The sequence below is a fragment of the Lonsdalea quercina subsp. quercina genome (genome assembly GCF_000688655.1).
Taxonomy (GTDB): domain Bacteria; phylum Pseudomonadota; class Gammaproteobacteria; order Enterobacterales; family Enterobacteriaceae; genus Lonsdalea; species Lonsdalea quercina.
The window spans coordinates 45,669-59,403 of the sequence record NZ_JIBO01000003.1 but is presented as its reverse complement, the minus strand read 5'-3'; the positions used below and the strand labels follow the sequence as shown (position 1 = coordinate 59,403).

The following is a 13,735-nucleotide window of genomic DNA, read 5'->3' as shown; positions in this document are numbered from 1 at the left end:
AAACAATAAAATAAAAGAATAGACTAATCATATGGTTAACAGTTGGCATAAAACATGCTTTATCAGCCCGAGTTTAATGGAACGAGNATGTCGAGATGGATATTAAAAGAACAATAAAGAAGGGGCGTCTCAAACCCTTTTTAATCGCAGGGAGCGCGTTGTTCGTGCTCATTGCCGGGTATTTATTGATCAGCTTTGACCCAGGAGGCTTCGAAGTCAGGGCCTCCAATATTTTAATTGGTCAGGTTAAACAGGGCGACATGGTCATCGAGGTTCAGGGCAATGGCATTCTTGCTCCGCGCAATGCGACCTGGATAGCCTCCAATATCGACGGCATCGTCGAATCCGTGAAGGTTAAACCCGGCGCTGCCGTAGAGCCAGGAGACATCATCGCCGTATTAGTCAATCCGGAGCTGATTCAAACCACGGAAGAACTGCGTTGGGAGCTGGGGGCGAAAGAGGCCGAAAATAAGGCGCTGCGAGGCCAACAGGAAAGCGCTTATCTGGCCGCCAAGATCGCCATCGTCAAAGCCGAACAGGAGTACCGTCACGCCAAACTCGAATATGATGTCGCGGAAATGCTGAATAAGCGTAACGACGGCTCAGTTCCCCTTCTGGTCCTGCACCGCTCAAAGCTCGCCACCGAGCAAACCAAGCAAAGCCTGATGTACACCAAAGAGCAGCTTGAAAAGCTGGCGATCGTGCAGAAGGAAAATAGAGAAGCGGACGACGCGCGACTCAGTAAACTGAAAAATATGTTGGCCAGAGCGGAAACGCAGATACGCTCTTTGACGGTAAAAGCGAGCGAAGCCGGTATTATTCAGGTCACCAATATTGAAGTGGGACAACACATCACCAATGGATTTAGCCTCGCTCGCGTCGCGCGTAAGGATCAGCTCATTGCCGAATTAAAAGTGCCTGAGCGCCAGATCCGAGACGTTGCGATCGNCCAATCCGTGCTGATCAATACTCACACCAATCAGATCCACGGCAGAGTTTCCCGAATCGATCCCGCCGTCATCAATGGCACGGTGCAGGTTGACGTCGAGTTCACGGAACCGCTGCCGAATGAAGCTCGACCGGATTTGAGCATCGAAGGTCGCGTGCAGGTAGCGAACCTGAAAAATGTCATTTACGCGCCGCGGCCTATGTACGCCCAGAGCAATACCCCTGGGATCGTATATAAGCTCGCGGCGGACGGTAAAAGTGCGGTAAAAGTACCCGTGAATTTTGGGATGGGATCGGCCAATGAAATTGCGATCTCATCAGGGCTGGTAGCCACGGATCACATTATCTTATCGAGCTATCAACCCTGGGAACACGTCGACCAAATCAGCATCACTCGCTAAAAAGGATTCTTGTATGTCAGCAGTTGTCGAGCTTAAAAACATCAAAAAAGTGTTTTTTACTGAGGAAATGGAAACCCATGCTCTGAGTGATGTGAGTTTCACTATCAACCAAGGGGATTACGTTTCTATTTCCGGCCCCTCGGGATGTGGAAAATCCACGCTCCTGTCTATCCTCGGATTACTGGACAAGGCAACAGAGGGCGAATATGTGATCAACGGTCATAACGTCAATACCCTGAACGCTAAACAGCAGGCGGAAATTCGTAATCTTGAGATAGGCTTCGTCTTCCAGTCCTTTAACCTGATCAGCGATCTTACCGTTGATGAAAACGTCATGCTGCCGCTCACCTACCGCAAGGGCATCAGCAACAAGCAAATGAAAGCCATGGCGGATGCCGCGCTGGAAAAGGTGGACATGAAACACCGGGGCAGACACTACCCTTCCCAGCTTTCGGGCGGACAGCAGCAGCGCGTCGCGGTCGCGCGCGCCATTGTCGGCAACCCTTCCCTGCTGTTGGCGGATGAACCTACCGGCAACCTGGATTCACGCAATGCCGACGCCGTGATGTCGTTGTTCGATCAGCTTCATCAAACCGGTTCCACCATTTGCATCGTGACCCATGACCCTCGTTCAGCGGCCCGCGCCTTGCGACAAATAGAAATTTTTGACGGTATGGTGATTGACGACCACCAGCTGAAGCACCTCGCACGCGTGGTTTAAGGAGAAACCGATGTCGATGATTTTTGATTTGCGCTATGCATGCCGTCTCCTGCTGAAGCGCCCCGGTTTTTCCGTGTTTACCATGCTGATTATGGCGATCGGTCTGGGTATGTGCATATACATGTATTCGGTCATCAACGGGCTAGTGCTCAAACCGCTGCCTTTTCACGATGCGGAACGGATGGTCGTCGTCAGCCCAAGCATTAATGGCGTCCGGTTAGGCGACTCCCCTATCAGCTACATGGACTTTATGGATCTGAAGGCGAAAAGCCAGCGTCTGGAGCAGCTCGGCTACTATTATGGCGACGTCGCCAACATCAGCCTGGATGGACAAGCGTCGCGCTATATCGCCATTCGCTCAGAGCCCGATCTCTTTAGCTTCACGGGCGTGCAGCCCGAACTGGGGCGCATTTATAATCAGCAGGACACCGGGGAAGGCGCCAATCCCGTCGCCGTCATCAGCCATGAGATGTGGCAGAACTATTTTGGCGGACGTCAGGACATCCTGAACCGATCCTTCATGGTGAACGGCATCAGTACCCGGATCATCGGCGTCATGCCCGAAGGGTTCGCCTTCCCGATGAATAACCAGATTTGGCTGCCTTCGACGCTGAATCCACGGCACATTACCGTTGAGAATGCGCCGTCGATTCAGACCTTCGGCAAGATTAAACCCGGTTTTTCAGCGGAAGACGTCGACGCCGAACTGAAAAATATCATGGACGCGAGAGCCNGCAGTTCCCGGAGATCAATCGCGGCCGCTCAGCCTTCGTCATCACCTTCATGGACAGTTTCATGGGGGAAGATTCAAAACCTATCTTCCTGATCATGCTGCTGGCGGTGGGACTCGTCCTGCTTCTGGCCTGCTGTAATGTCGGCAATATGCTGTTGGTCCGCGCCATTGAGCGCAGCAAAGAAACCGCAATTCGCATCGCGCATGGCGCGCCTCCCCTGCGCGTGGTCCTGCAAATGATGTGGGAAAGCGCGATCATCTGCTGCATGGGAGGCGTGATTGGGCTATTGCTGGCCGGCTGGGGACTGTCTCTCACCAATACACTGATCGTCAGAGTGGTTCCGGACCAACCGCCCTTTTGGTGGCACCTCGGCATCGATGCCGCCACGGTGATGAAAACGCTTGCTCTGGTTGCGCTGGCCAGCCTGATGACCGGCGCGCTGCCCGCCTGGAAAATGGTCCACAGCAACGTTAACGACGTACTGCGCGATGGCACCCGCGGGGCGCAAAGCCGCAGCAGTAGTCGTATCAGTCGCGCCCTGGTGATTTTTGAAGTCGCCCTCTCCTGCGCGGTGCTGTGTATCGGCGCGCTGCTTTCACTGGTAGTCGCGCAGGCGTCTAAAATCGACTACGGCGTGCAACAACAGAACGTCTGGTCGGCCAAAGTCAGCCTGCCGGACAGAACCTATCCCACCGCGCTGGACAGCTATAATTTCGACAACCGCATCGTCGCTGAACTGAACGCCCAACCGGCGGTAGAACAGGCCGGGCTAATCAGCCGCTTGCCCGGTGAATTCACACCGACGAGCAATGTCGAAATCGAAGGAGCCAGCTATCTGCGTTCTAACCGCAATCAGTATCCGCGCGTAAACGATGTGATTGCCTATCCCGGCACGCTGGAAGCCCTCGGCGTCAACGCCCAGCTCGGTCGTTTACTGAATCTGCATGATGACAACCGCTCGCAGAAAGTCGTTGTCGTTACCCGTTCGTTCATCGATCGCTACCTGCCTGGGGAGTCGATGCCGATCGGCAAGAAAATTCGCTGGGTCGAGGGCGACGATCGAGACTGGTATACCCTGGTTGGCGTCATTCCCCATATCATTCAGGGCCGGCCTTTCGGACACAGCAAAGGCATGCCCACGGCCTACCGTTCGATGCTGCAAGCGCCGCAAGATCAGATGTCGATTATCGTCAAAGGGATGAATCACGAAGACCTCAGCCATACAATCCAGTCCAGCCTCAGCCGAATTGATAGCCAGCTTCCGGCCTATCAGGAGAAAACGCTACAGGAAGTGGTGGGAAGAAATACTGTCGGCTTGAGTTACATATCTATATTATTCAACCTGTTTGGCATTATGGCGGTATTGCTTGCCGGCAGCGGTATCTATGGGGTAATGGCGAAGACGATACATCAACGCTATGCCGAATTAGGGNCACGGCGCGCGTTGGGCGCAACGCCTGCCAATATCATCTCGTTAATTTTAATCCAGGGATGGTGGCAACTGGCGATAGGACTCGTGATTAGCCTGCCGGTGATCGGCGTCGTCACGCCGATGATATTGCGCATCTTCGGCAGTCAGGGCATAGCATTGACGGCGCTGTTTGTCGCTATGGCCTTGTTGATTGCCGCCGTCGTCACCGTAGCTACGCTGGTGCCGGCAAGACGGGCTATCCAGATACAGCCTATCGATGCGCTGAGACATCAATAACGAAGCAGGAAAGAGTGAGGGCCTCATGAAGTCGAGTTACAAGGTACTGGTGGCGGATGATGACATCAGCATCATCAAGACATTAAAACTGATGCTGAAGCTGCATCAGTTCGATGTCATCACCGCCACCCAGATGGATGAGGCGCTCATGCAAGTCCGGGAAGGCAAGCCCGATATCGCGTTACTTGACCTTAATTATCAACGTGATACCACCTCAGGCAACGAGGGCCTGGAGCTTATCGCGGAGATCAAACGGCTTGAGCCGGATATGCCGATTATCGTTATGACCGGCTGGGGGTCGATCGATATCGCCGTGGAAGCGATGAAGAAAGGGGCCGCCGATTTCATACAAAAACCCTGGGACAACGAGCGTTTGATTCAGGCGCTGAACGTGCAGCTGCAACTCGTGGAAGTCCTGAAAAAGCAGCGCTCCTTGCAACAACAAAACGTCCTGCTGCAACAGCAGCTCCACCCCTGTTTACAAGGTGAACTGGTGGCGCAGTCTCCGGCGATGAAGCAGGNGATGGCGATTTTGCAGCAGGTCATCCCGAGCAACGCCAGCATCCTGCTCACCGGTGAAAACGGAACGGGCAAAAGCATGCTGGCCAACTACATTCATCAGCACTCTACCCGCAGCGACGCCAGCTTCGTCTCCGTCAATATGGGCTGTATTCCTGACAGCCTGTTCGAAAGCGAAATGTTCGGTCACGTCAAAGGCGCGTTTACCGATGCCAAAACGCAGCGTATCGGCCGCTTCGAACTGGCGGATGGCGGCACCTTGTTCCTCGATGAAGTCGGCAATGTGCCCATCAACCAGNAGGCGAAACTGCTGCGGATGTTGGAAGAGCGCCAGTTCGAGAAAGTCGGCGCAAGTAAAACCCAGTCGGCCGATGTTCGGGTGATCTCGGCGACCAATGCCGATCTTGCGACGATGATCGAGGCCGGCGAGTTCCGCAAAGATCTCTACTATCGTCTCAACACGTTCGAAGTGCGCATTCCGGCGTTGCGTGAACGGAAAGAGGATATCCCCGACCTGGTCAAACGGGAGTTGAAAACCCTCACGGAGCGCTACCGCAAACCCACCTTCAGTATCACCGACGAGGCGATGCAAAGCCTGCAAAACTACGCCTGGCCGGGCAATATTCGAGAGCTGAATCACACGCTGGAGCGCACGGTGTTACTCAGCAATAATCACGTGCTGGACCCGCATCTCCTCCGGCTGGCGCTGCCTGCCGACCCGGAAAGAGCGTCGCCAAAAGCGGGGGAAAGCGCGCAGGCTGAAACGCCGGGCGCTCAGCAGGGCGACTTACTGACGCTGGAGGATATCGAGCAGGAGACCCTGCAAAAACGCCTCGCGGTTTACAACGGCAATGCTTCCGAAGCGGCCGAGTCCTTGGGGCTGAGCCGCAGCGCCTTTTATCGTCGTCTTAAAAGAACTGGCTGAATTCTATGTTCCGGCACTCACTGGAGTCATTACAGCAACGGCTGCTGATCATCGCCTCGCTTCCTTCGTCGCTGACGATTATCGTGCTGATGATCTGGAACGATTACTCCGGATACCTGATCGCCCTGGTGGCGCTGATTTGTCTGACGCTCATCGGCTATTGTTCGCTAATGACCCGGCAGGTGCTGAATTTTCAGCTGACGACGCTGACCAATCTGATCGAGGCCATCACGCATAACGACTTCAGCCTGAGAGGAAAGCGCCAGAAAACCGACAGTGAGCTGAATGGCCTGATTGATATGATCAACAAGCTCGCTTCCTCGATGCAAAAGCAGCGTCTGCACGTCAAACAGCAGCAGTACCTGGTAAGGAAGGTACTCAACAATATCGACGTGGNCATCGTGGCGCTGAACAGCGATCAGGAAATCGCGTTTGTGAACGAAACTGCCGTCTCCTTGCTCGGCCAGCCGGCAAAAGCGCTCAAGGGCCTCGCGCTGAACGAGCTGTCATTCCGCTCGCTCTTCGAACTGCCGGCCAATAGCGTGGTCGAGTACCAGTTTCCTAAGCGCCGAGGCCGCTACAAAATCATCCTGGAAAAATATTTCGAAGATGGGAAGAAGCAGCAACTATTGTTCATCACGGATGTGAGCCAGCTTCTTCGTGAGGAAGAGTATCGCGCATGGCGTAACCTGCTGCGCGTCATGAGCCATGAAATCAACAATACGCTGACGCCCATCGCCTCGCTGAGCCAGATGTTATTGTCGGCCGTGCCTGACGACGGCAAGGAGGAAAATCAGGATTTACGCGATGGCCTGGATATCATTAATGAGCGGGCCTTGAATCTGAAAAGCTTTGTGGACAGCTACCGGAAGCTCACATCGCTCCCCCTTCCCCAGAAAGCGCCGCATAATATCGATTCACTCATCAGAAAAATTCTCACCTTATTCGAACATCGCCAAACGCACATCATTTTCAGTGAAGATGTCGTCGTTAGTATCGATGCCGTTCAGATAGAACAGATGTTGATCAACATCCTGAAAAACGCCGATGAGGCGATGTCCTCTCCCGAAGGCGCCATTTATCTGAGCTGGAGAGTCATTGACAACGAGTTCTGCCTCAAGATCCTTGATGAAGGCTGTGGCATCGGCAACACGGAAAATATTTTCGTGCCGTTTTATAGCGTGAAGAAGAATGGCAGCGGCATTGGGTTGATGCTCTCGCGCCAGATTGTGGAATCCCACGGCGGTTATTTCAGCCTGACAAATCGGGAAGATCGACCGGGCTGTAAGGTCACCATCAAATTCCCGACGGAGTAAGTCTTTAAGACACAGGTGTGGCGATCTCCCCTGCTACGCAACAACCTATCGAGCTGGCGATGAGACGATGAAGCCATCACTACCGCCTGCGTCTTGGTTCAAAACGCTCAATGCTGTTTTCTGATGCGCTCACGAAGTCTGAATAAACTCGGCCACGCGTTGAATTAACTGCCGATCCCGGACAATCCCGCGATGTCCGCGGCGCTGAGTCATATAAAGTTGACCTGCCGCTGTCGCGCTCAGCAAATGAAAGGCCTGCGTCAACGCGATATTGCGGTCATCCTGGTCGTGGCACACCAGCGTGGGAACGGCGATCTGGGGCCAGCTCGCATAGGAAATGGTGTCCGGATGATGGCCATAGCGTTCGAGATACACCTTTTTTATCCGCTCGGTAAGCGCCGCCGGCACCCGATGAAAAGCGATGTAAGCGTCAAACACACAGGGCAGAGACTCCGGGCTACTAAGGATGACAAGCCGTCGGCAGTGCAACCGCTGCGTGGCGGCATGCAGCAACGCCGTACCGCCAAACGAATGGCCTAACGCCGCGCAAAAGACGCCGTATCGATCGCCCAGCAGACGTATGACGTTCACCAGATCGCTGAAAGCACAGCGCTCCCCCTCGGACTCCCCGTGAGCGGGCAAATCCGGGGCAATCACTTCATATCCGGCCTGCGTGAGCGACTCGATAAGCGGACGCAACATGACGGCCCGCGCTTCCCAACCGTGGATCAGTAAAACCCGTCGGGCCGGAGAAGACGCCCCGGAACTGTACACAACGACGCGCCGCCCGGCCCAGATCACCACCTCCCGTCGCAGCGAACTCAGCCACCGCGCATCGGTTTTCTTGCAGGGCATCCGGTGGGGATGCTCGAACAGGTCCAGGGCGTAAGCGGCCGCTTTGCCGGGCGCAAGCCAGCGCAGCAGCTGCAAGTCCAGCCAGCGTAGTCGGCGGCAGGTCGGCGCGTAGTGGTTTTCAGGAACGATCGGATTTTTGAGCAACAGCGCGGGCCGCCGCCGACGACGGACCAGAAAAACATGATAACGACGGTGCAACATCGCCGTTATCTTCAGCGCAGGCAGAAAAAAATCATAGAGCATGTTGCTGACCTATCCCGTGGCACAACTTCCCGTACTCATACGTAAAAACCAATAAATACAAGACATTAAAAATCAAGATACTCTTCATCAACCCCACCAGCGCCCCAGGTTGCGTCGCTACATACAGCACAATAGCCGCCATCAGGCTTTCCATGATGAACGTAATCAGCAACACCCGCTTTCCCCTGCCGAGCTGTTCAAGCATCGTCTGGATACTGGCAATCAGCGAAGTGATGAAAAACGTCGGCAGCAGCCAACGCATGATCGCATGGGCGCTTACGCGCACCTCGCTGTCAACGGACATCATATTCACCATGCCGGTTTGGGCGAGATACGCAGCCGCCGTCAGACCGATATACGTCAGCGCAATGCCCCCCAGCCCCTGACCCAGCCACCGATTGAGCTGCTGCGGGGAGTCGGTGGATAGCCGTTGATTGATCCCAATCGCGATGGCCGACCCCAGCGCTACCGCCGGAATAATAAAAAAGGCGCGTAGCTTCACCACAATGAGGAACCCGCTGGCATAGGCCGCGCCAAGCTGACTGAGCAGCGGAAACAGCACGGCGGAACTGGCAAACGCGAACAGCATGGTCAGGAAAATGGGCACGCCGGCGTCGGCAGTCATCGCCAGCAGCCTGGGCAAGAACGCCTGCGGCTGCGGGTCCGTTTTTCCCGTCACCGTGTTAAACAACCACCACGCCGAAAACGGTAATACGGCAAGGGCGGCAATCAGGTTGGCGTAGATGACCGCCATGAAGCCGTTCTGGTAACAATGCAGGCTGACAAAACAGACGGTCAGATTGATGACGATAAAGAGACAGACGCACAGCATACTGACAGCGGTTTTCCCCTGCCCCCTCAGGCCGGCGTTACACAGCTCCAGCACCAATAGGGGGATCACCGAAAGCAGATAAGCGGGAAGAAAATGGGAGAACAGCGCCGGCTCATCGTTCGGATAAATCACCTGCAACCCGGCGTCGCCTAAGCGGCTCCCCGTCGCCAGCACGACAAGCAGCAGGCCGCCGACGACCGAAAAAATCGCGCTGCTGTGCAGCACCCGGCCAGGCGCCCAGTGCGATACCGAGCGAGCGCTGAAAATCTGATTCGTGATCGTCAGCCCTTCCAACAACGCAATGAAGATGAAGTAGAAAGGCTGAAGCATGGACAACGTATACAGCGCCCGCTGCCCTCCGCTCTGCGTACCCAGGATCCAGATCGGTCCATTCTGCGACAAGGAGACCACCACGGCCGTCAGGATCATCGGCCACGCCAAAGTAAGGATCTGACGGATCTCTCCACCGGGCGCATAAGCCGCAGCGCGGATTAACCAAGGCTTTGCCATGCTTCATTCACCTGATTGACCGTGGAGTGCGCCGAGCCGGTTTTGCCGAACACGCAGTACACCATCATGGAAAAATGACTGAGGGTATGGGTGTTGCCGAGCAGGTAACCGTGTCCCCCCATCAATTTTTCGGCCTGCCCGCCGAGCTGGGTGATCGCGAGATGCTCTTGCTCCAGATCCTCAAAGTCCGCCTGCTCCACACGTACATTCAATTGTTCCTGTAGCTGAGTGATCTCTCCGTAGATGCTGGCGAAGCTGGCCTTGATCAGCGGATGCCGCGTCGTTTTCTGACCAAAGCTGATACGTTGATTCAAATGCGCGTAGGAGATATCCAGCATGCGGGCGACCACGCCCAGCCGCAGCGCGGCGGTCATCAGAGAAAGCCAGTGAGGCGCAGGGCGAGACCCTGTGACGGCGACCTTGCGGAGATGCATAAACGACAAAACGCGGTCGGCGGGCAGTTCCGTGCAATCATTGAGCGGAATATCTGCCCCATCAGGATCATAGAGACGTGCAGATGCGTCTCCGGGCAGAAGCCCTATTCCGTGACAGGTCAATCCCCCGGGCGTTCCCGTCACCAGCCCGGTGAAATGGAACAACGCATCAACAGGGTCAAGGCGACGGCCATAGGATGCAGCCTGGGTAAGTTTTTCCGCGCTTAACGCCATCATACCGACTGCGCGCCCTGCCAGGCGTCCAGCCACTCGACCAGCGAGCCTACGCTGGAAAAAGAGNGCTGACTGATGTGATCGGGGTCGAACATCAGCCCCTCGATGCTGTCCTCTAGCGTCAACAGGAATTGGACGAAGTTAACGGAATCCAAATCCAGATCGTCTTCGAAACGCGTCGCTTCCGTCACCGCCAGCGATGGCGTTTCGAGAACGTCCTGAAGGGCTTGCTTAATAACGCTTAAAGTTTCCATTTATATGACCTTGATGAGATTTGACGAGACTAATAGCGGATAAAGTGATTCCCATTCCGGCGGAAAAGGCCATCACCGTTTGATGGGAAGGTTCATTTTTTATGAGAGAAAGATGGTGAAATATATCTGAGCACCACAGATGACCGATGCGGGGGATCTGAGAAAGGTCGATAACCGACGTCCATCCTCGCGCTTGCGCCACTCTTTTTAACAAAGGAATATTCAGGTTATAAGGGATAACAATATCGGGTTCCTTATTCGCGTCGGAAAAACGCGCTAAAAAACGATTTAACTCCTCAAAAAATAGGGTGCGTAACTCACTCCGCTCCTGTTGCGTCATCTCGTCTTGGTTTTTATAAAAGCGATGGATATGTTCTATTTTTGTATCTCTAATTTCCCAATCGCCCTCTTCCTGACTTAATAAGCAGGCTGTCGACATTTCGCCCAGCAATCCCACCGGCATGCGATTAAACGACGCACTGAAGCTTTTTTCCCCGCTCAAAATAATAACAGGAAATTGATAACCATTATCGTCCATATGACATGCCAGATTAACGGCGCTCAGGCCTGATGCACAATGATTCATGCTGAGCGTAAAATACCGCCAGTGCGAGAGACCGCATTCAACGGCAATTTCACTCAGCCAGTTATCATCGAAAAAGGTATTATGGGTTTGTGTTTTGGTATAAATAATCATTCCGCCACGGTGACGCAGATCTGGATATTTCTCCAATAATGAAACCATCGTTTCTAAATGCATTTGCTGATGGCAAAGCCTATTCATCACCACACCATCGAGCGAGAAGACCCGATTTAACATGATGATATCCTTAGCTTTAAGTTGATGAGTCTCGCCAAGATCACCCAGATTGCAGCATTGCTGATAACGCATATTGCTACATTGAATATCCTTTATGTAGAGCGTCATCCATCATCATCCTTGTTTAATTCCAGCCGATAAACAGCTCTGCAAAAATAGTCTTCTTCGCGGGAAAGACTATTAGATTAGTGATGGCGAAAGTATCATCTTTTATAGAAAAATTTTGACTGAGATTGCCCGAAAATAATTTCACCCCTTTCATTCAATGACAATTTCAGTCAAATTCACACAAAAGTGACGGCGTAGTCTTCTGCCTAAATAGCAGTATTAAAATATAGAATACTTTTATTCTTCAGGGAGAAGCGATGGCTGACATCATTAATGAATTAATAACCATCATAACCAGTGAGCTTGAGAGTCTGGGTCTGGATGAGCACCGAATTAACCTGGTCCTGTCCGGACAAGAATTATATGGTTTTTCAGGCGTCCTAGATTCCGTCAAATTAGTTGAGCTTATTGCCGGACTCAATGACCGCATTGAGAAAATCACGGGAAAGAATATCGATCTTTTTGAGCGAATGGATAATGAATTTTTTGGTAATTTTTTAAACATTAATGCATTGAGCCATTACCTGGCAGAGAGCATTCAACATGCGCCACTCTAAATACGACAGTAAATACATTAATAAAATTAATATTGAAGGGGNCGAATATAATAACCTCGCCGATGCCGTAGGCACGCCCTGTTATATTTATAGCGCCGGTCAAATAAAGGACGACCTGCAACAACTCAAAGCCGCCCTGCCGCCCGAGCTTCATGTGTTCTTTTCGCTCAAAGCCAACCCCAACCTGTCAATAGTGCGCCTACTGCATCAACAGCAGGTAGGTTGTGAAGTTTGTTCGCTTCCTGAACTGGAAACCGCCCTGATGGCGGGCGTTCAGCCCGACGACATTATCTTCGTCGGACCGGCGAAATCGTATGAGGACCTCCGGCGGAGCGTCGAACTCGGCATTCACGCGGTGGTCGTGGAGTCCGCAGATGAACTGGCGATGCTCGATCGGATTGCCGCTGAACAGGACAAGCGCCCGCGTTTTGCACTGCGCATCAACCCGGACTTCGTTCCCGCCAAAGCGCGTCTCGTCATGACGGGCAAACCGCGGCAGTTCGGTATGGATGAGTCGCAGGCACTCAGCCTGATAGCGCAGCGAGACGCCTACTCTCACCTGCATTTTTGCGGCATTCATATCTATTTGGGCACGCGGATTCTGGACGCGGAAGCGATCGCCCGCAACACCCTCAACATCCTGCGCACCGCCGAAAAATTCCAGCTGGCAACCGGCAATGAACTGGAGTTTGTCGATATCGGCGGCGGGCTGGGGATCGCCTATCACGACAAAGAGACGCCGCTGGACCTCGCCTTGCTGGGCCGATTGTTGCAGGACCCCATCAGGCAGTTTCAGCAACGTCATCCGCGCGCCCGGCTGATCATGGAGTTAGGGCGATTCATCGTCGCCCGCAGCGGCGTGTTTATGACCCGCGTCCGCTACGTCAAATCGTCGCGGGGCAAACACTTTGCCATCTGCGACGGCGGCTCGAACTGTCATGGCGCCGCCGCCGGTTTGGGCGCGGTCATCCGAAGGAACTTTCGCACGGAGCGGCTCGGGGCGGAATCACCGGGCGCNCCGCAACAGCATTATGATCTGACCGGCCCTTTGTGCACGCCCACCGACATCATCGGCGAAAATATGCTGTTGCCTACGCTTGCAGCGGGGGATCTTATCGGTTTNTTCAATTCGGGCGCGTACGGTCCCACCGCGTCTCCCGTCTATTTTCTGAGTTTTGGCTACCCCGCCGAAGTGTTGGTCGATGGCGATCGCGCCGTCATGATCCGACGACCTGACGACATGGCTCATCTGCTGCGTCAGCAGCAGGCCGAACCCGTCTCGCTGTCCCCGATACGCGCGAAGCAGCGAGCGTAGCCATGCCTTTGTATTTCGATCGACACGGCATTCAGTGTTTTCATGCCGATCGCGTTCACCTTAGGCGCGATGCGGTTGCCGATGCGCCCGACATCGTGACCGACTGGCTGAAAGGCTTCTACGCCTCAAATGGGAAAGCGCACGGCGCAATGACGGAAGCGCAGACCTGGTTGCAGGCTCCGGTCAGAGTGAGCTTTGAGCAAATAGCGTCGCACTTGATCGCGCAGTTGGCGACGTACCACGACCTGAGAGCGGTCGATGTGGTCGTCGTCGCCCACTGGACCCCGGATTGTGTGATGGG

At 54.0% G+C, this 13,735-nt stretch carries 13 protein-coding genes; 8 read left to right on the top strand and 5 right to left on the bottom strand.

Annotated features, from left to right (window positions below):
- The first annotated feature begins 95 nt into the window (after window positions 1-95).
- The 6 genes from RZ35_RS02420 to RZ35_RS02400 all read left to right on the top strand — a co-directional run bounded on the left by RZ35_RS02420 (window position 96) and on the right by RZ35_RS02400 (window position 7,272).
- Complete coding sequence (locus RZ35_RS02420; protein ID WP_026741868.1) at window positions 96-1,349, top strand: efflux RND transporter periplasmic adaptor subunit; 1,254 nt, start codon at window positions 96-98, stop codon at window positions 1,347-1,349.
- A 13-nt stretch (window positions 1,350-1,362) separates the two neighbouring features.
- Entirely contained in the window at window positions 1,363-2,070 is a 708-nt protein-coding gene (locus tag RZ35_RS02415) for an ABC transporter ATP-binding protein (RefSeq protein WP_026741867.1), read from the top strand.
- A 10-nt stretch (window positions 2,071-2,080) separates the two neighbouring features.
- Complete coding sequence (locus RZ35_RS17595) at window positions 2,081-2,896, top strand: ABC transporter permease (protein ID WP_051625450.1); 816 nt, start codon at window positions 2,081-2,083, stop codon at window positions 2,894-2,896.
- Window positions 2,854-4,512 (top strand): FtsX-like permease family protein, encoded by a 1,659-nt coding sequence (locus RZ35_RS02410; RefSeq protein WP_081825681.1) that lies wholly within the window; start codon window positions 2,854-2,856, stop codon window positions 4,510-4,512. Before RZ35_RS17595 ends, RZ35_RS02410 begins: the two co-directional genes overlap by 43 nt.
- Before the next feature lie 25 nt (window positions 4,513-4,537).
- Window positions 4,538-5,956 carry a sigma-54-dependent transcriptional regulator gene (locus tag RZ35_RS02405; protein WP_026741866.1) on the top strand — a complete coding sequence of 473 codons (1,419 nt, stop codon included), beginning with the start codon at window positions 4,538-4,540 and terminating at the stop codon, window positions 5,954-5,956.
- Between the two features lie 5 nt (window positions 5,957-5,961).
- Entirely contained in the window at window positions 5,962-7,272 is a 1,311-nt protein-coding gene (locus RZ35_RS02400) for a sensor histidine kinase (protein WP_051625448.1), read from the top strand.
- A gap of 129 nt (window positions 7,273-7,401) precedes the next feature.
- Here RZ35_RS02400 and RZ35_RS02395 read toward each other — a convergent pair whose 3' ends face one another.
- The 5 genes from RZ35_RS02395 to RZ35_RS02375 form a co-directional block, all read right to left on the bottom strand.
- Window positions 7,402-8,370, bottom strand: coding sequence for an alpha/beta fold hydrolase (locus RZ35_RS02395; RefSeq protein WP_026741864.1), 969 nt, complete (start codon window positions 8,368-8,370; stop codon window positions 7,402-7,404).
- Window positions 8,360-9,712: an MATE family efflux transporter gene (locus tag RZ35_RS02390; RefSeq protein ID WP_036152479.1), complete on the bottom strand. Its 1,353-nt coding sequence runs from the start codon at window positions 9,710-9,712 to the stop codon at window positions 8,360-8,362. The genes RZ35_RS02395 and RZ35_RS02390 overlap by 11 nt, the downstream gene beginning before the upstream one ends.
- The gene (locus RZ35_RS02385) at window positions 9,694-10,383 is read right to left on the bottom strand and encodes an acyl-CoA dehydrogenase family protein (RefSeq protein WP_051625447.1); all 690 of its coding nucleotides are present in this window, start codon (window positions 10,381-10,383) and stop codon (window positions 9,694-9,696) included. The genes RZ35_RS02390 and RZ35_RS02385 overlap by 19 nt, the downstream gene beginning before the upstream one ends.
- A complete protein-coding gene (locus tag RZ35_RS02380) occupies window positions 10,380-10,634 on the bottom strand; it encodes an acyl carrier protein (RefSeq protein WP_026741862.1) in 255 nt (84 codons plus the stop codon). The genes RZ35_RS02385 and RZ35_RS02380 overlap by 4 nt, the downstream gene beginning before the upstream one ends.
- Window positions 10,612-11,562 carry a beta-ketoacyl-[acyl-carrier-protein] synthase family protein gene (locus RZ35_RS02375; protein ID WP_026741861.1) on the bottom strand — a complete coding sequence of 317 codons (951 nt, stop codon included), beginning with the start codon at window positions 11,560-11,562 and terminating at the stop codon, window positions 10,612-10,614. The genes RZ35_RS02380 and RZ35_RS02375 overlap by 23 nt, the downstream gene beginning before the upstream one ends.
- A gap of 257 nt (window positions 11,563-11,819) precedes the next feature.
- On the opposite strand from RZ35_RS02375, the gene RZ35_RS02370 reads away from it, so the two are divergent.
- Both RZ35_RS02370 and RZ35_RS02365 read left to right on the top strand, forming a co-directional pair.
- On the top strand, window positions 11,820-12,119 hold the full coding sequence (locus RZ35_RS02370; protein WP_036152478.1) for a hypothetical protein: 300 nt from the start codon (window positions 11,820-11,822) through the stop codon (window positions 12,117-12,119).
- Entirely contained in the window at window positions 12,106-13,434 is a 1,329-nt protein-coding gene (locus RZ35_RS02365) for a type III PLP-dependent enzyme domain-containing protein (protein ID WP_026741860.1), read from the top strand. The genes RZ35_RS02370 and RZ35_RS02365 overlap by 14 nt, the downstream gene beginning before the upstream one ends.
- The last annotated feature ends 301 nt before the right edge of the window (window positions 13,435-13,735 follow it).

Bases quoted from the DNA above. Each gene is read 5' to 3' on its own strand.
- RZ35_RS02415 (WP_026741867.1), top strand. From the start codon at position 1,363: ATGTCAGCAGTTGTCGAGCTTAAAAACATCAAAAAAGTGTTTTTTACT.
- RZ35_RS02395 (WP_026741864.1), bottom strand. From the start codon at position 8,370: ATGCTCTATGATTTTTTTCTGCCTGCGCTGAAGATAACGGCGATGTTG.
- RZ35_RS02390 (WP_036152479.1), bottom strand. From the start codon at position 9,712: ATGGCAAAGCCTTGGTTAATCCGCGCTGCGGCTTATGCGCCCGGTGGA.
- RZ35_RS02385 (WP_051625447.1), bottom strand. From the start codon at position 10,383: ATGATGGCGTTAAGCGCGGAAAAACTTACCCAGGCTGCATCCTATGGC.
- RZ35_RS02375 (WP_026741861.1), bottom strand. From the start codon at position 11,562: ATGACGCTCTACATAAAGGATATTCAATGTAGCAATATGCGTTATCAG.
- RZ35_RS02370 (WP_036152478.1), top strand. From the start codon at position 11,820: ATGGCTGACATCATTAATGAATTAATAACCATCATAACCAGTGAGCTT.